Origin of the sequence: Streptomyces sp. WM4235 (assembly GCF_001279725.1) — a bacterium.
GTDB lineage: Bacteria > Actinomycetota > Actinomycetes > Streptomycetales > Streptomycetaceae > Streptomyces.
Map to the genome: position 1 here is coordinate 1 of NZ_LGDE01000166.1, position 1770 is coordinate 1770.

Consider the following 1770-nt stretch of genomic DNA (forward strand, 5'->3'; position numbering starts at 1 on the left):
GCAGGCGGCCACGATCCGCTGCCTCAGGCTCGCGGAGCGCAGTCGACGGTTCAGTGACCGATCACCCTTGAGTTGGGCCTCGATCTCGGAGAGGGCGCGCTGTTCGTGATCGGAAAGTCCGGCTCCACCCATGACGACGTACCTCCGTCGGCTGCCGCCGTCGGGCGCGGAACGCAGCCTGTGGCCTGCGAATACCCGGCCTGACGGGCGTCAACCCCCGGAGGACGTCATGGTTGCCGGGATCGGTCACCAGATGGAGCCGACCCACTCCGGGTGGTCGATGAACGGGTTCCGGTTGTGCTGGTACGTGTCGAAGATGACCTGGTTGCGGCGCTGCTCGAAGGCGTCCGGCGGGGCCTGGGGGCTCCACTGCTTCAGCACCCTGATCCGGCCCATCGACGGGGCGGAGCCGTTGTTGACCTTGTCGTTGAGTTCGAGGTTCGCGAAGCCGTCCTCGCCGTCGTAGCGCACGGCCATGTAGAGCAGCATCCGGGCCACGTCGCCCTTGACCGCGTCGCGCGGCTCGAAGGAGTCGGAGTCCGTGAAGCTGCCGGAGGCCTCGGAGACCGGGCTGCCGCCCTTGTCGAAGTCCTTGTTGCCGCGGGTGCTGTTGACCGTCACGTCCTCGGGACGCAGGTGGTGCAGGTCGGTGCCGGGGCCGGTCGCGGTGCCGAAATCGCCGTGGCTCTTGGCCCAGACGTGCTCGCGGTTCCAGTCGTTGGCGCCGCCCCCGTTGGAGGTCTTGGACTGCGAGCGGCCCGAGTAGACGAGGATGACGTTGTTCGGGTTGGCGGGGTCCTGGTCGGTGACCTTCAGGGCGTTCCACACGCCGTCGTACGACACCTTGGTCTGGGTCTTGATGATGCCGTGGAGCGCGGTCTTCAGCGCGGCGCCGGTCTTGCCCTGCGCCGGGGCGTAGTAGTCGTCGTAGGCCGCGGCGGCGCCGGCCGCGGCGGGCGCGTCGGCGTGGGGGGCCGCCGTCCGCTGCGAGCCGGCCGAGGCGGTGGCCGGTATGAGGACCAGCGAGGCGGCCGCGAGGCCGGCCGCACAGGGGGCGAATCGGGAGATTCTCATGACGTGGGGGATGCCTCTCCATCACGCACCGTCCCCGCCAAGGCGGTTGGCGGGGTGTCAGGTTGCAGAGCGAGGCTGACATTGTCATGCGCCCAACAGGTTAAAGGGATGTGTCCGGCGTGCGGATCTTGTGTTTGTCCGCGGTGGGGCGAGGGCACGGTAGCGAGGGCCCGAACCGTGCGAAATCCCCACCGGGAGCAGCCCATGCCAACGAAGATCCTCATCGTCACCGGCGACGCCGCGGAGTCGCTGGAGGTCCTCTACCCCTACCAGCGACTGCGCGAGGAGGGCTACGAGGTCCACATCGCGGCCCCGGCGGTCAAGAAACTCCGTTTCGTGGTGCACGACTTCGAGGACGGGTTCGCCCCCTACCCGGAGAAGCCCGGCTACACCTGGCCCGCCGACATCGCCTTCGCCGACGTGGTGACGGAGGACTACGAGGCGGTCGTCGTACCGGGCGGGCGCGCGCCCGAGTACCTGCGCAACGATCCCGAGGTGCGACGGATCCTGGCCCCCTTCGCCGAGGCGGACAAGCCGATCGCGCAGATCTGCCACGGTCCCCTGATCACCGCCGCCGCCGGGACCCTGGAGGGCCGCCGGGTCACCGCGTACCCGGCCCTGGAACTCGACATGAAGGCCGCGGGCGCGCACTTCGAGGACTCCGAGGCGGTGGTGGACGGCACCCTGGTGTCGGCC

General features: G+C 69.5%; 2 protein-coding genes. One reads left to right on the forward strand and one right to left on the reverse strand.

Annotated elements, in window-relative coordinates:
- Nucleotides 1–246: 246 nt before the first annotated feature.
- On the reverse strand, nt 247–1074 hold the full coding sequence (locus ADK55_RS14340) for an endonuclease I family protein (RefSeq protein ID WP_053678713.1): 828 nt from the start codon (nt 1072–1074) through the stop codon (nt 247–249).
- Nucleotides 1075–1278: 204 nt separating this feature from the next.
- Between ADK55_RS14340 and ADK55_RS14345 the strand changes: the two genes are divergently transcribed.
- On the forward strand, nt 1279–1770 hold a 492-nt coding region (locus tag ADK55_RS14345), incomplete at its 3' end, for a DJ-1/PfpI family protein (RefSeq protein ID WP_053678715.1).

What these genes read in the sequence shown, in the direction of transcription:
- ADK55_RS14340 (WP_053678713.1), bottom strand. Translation starts at nt 1,074, where the DNA reads ATGAGAATCTCCCGATTCGCCCCCTGTGCGGCCGGCCTCGCGGCCGCC.